We start from the raw sequence: 544 nt of genomic DNA on the forward strand, positions 1-544 counted from the left end.
ACGCCGTCTTCGAGCAGCAGCGCGAACTCGACCCGCTTGATCTCCACGCCGCTTCGCCGCGCGAGGTGGTCGAAGTGCTTGCGCTCCACGGGCAGGCTCAGCTCCTGCGGGCCCGCGCTCGGCGGCGCCAAGAAGCGCTGCCACTCGTTGGGGAACGCGTCATGAACGACGAGCAACTGCATCAACTCCTCGCCCGCGACCGCGTCGACGAGCTCGGACAGCGCGTTGGCGCTGGCCGCATCACGCAGCTCCGCGCCGCCGTCTCGCGCGCTGTAGTCGATGTGAAGCACGACGTCGGAGATCGTCCGGTAGTCGAACAAGCGCGCGTCCGCGGGCAGGCTCAGCTTCCACTCGCTGACCGCCCCGGCGTACTCGAAGGGCAGGTAGCGCTCATCCCGGAAGTCGAGGTTGAACAGTCCGCCGTCGGAGACCGCGGTGCTCGTGGCGATCGCCTCGCCGCCGCCGTAGCCGACCCGGAAGCGCTCATCCGGCGCCTCCGTCTCGGCGTAGGAGGGCTGCACGCCGGGGTCGATGCGCGTCTTGT

Annotated in this window: 1 protein-coding gene; it reads right to left on the minus strand. The window is 69.7% G+C overall.

Annotated features, from left to right (window positions below; genetic code table 11):
- Nucleotides 1–521 (minus strand): Tc toxin subunit A-related protein (locus ENSA5_RS22740; RefSeq protein WP_258182980.1); only part of this gene is annotated, 521 nt, incomplete at its 3' end.
- Between the last annotated feature and the right edge of the window lie 23 nt (nucleotides 522–544).

Origin of the sequence: Enhygromyxa salina (assembly GCF_002994615.1) — a bacterium.
Lineage (GTDB): Bacteria > Myxococcota_A > Polyangia > Nannocystales > Nannocystaceae > Plesiocystis > Plesiocystis salina_A.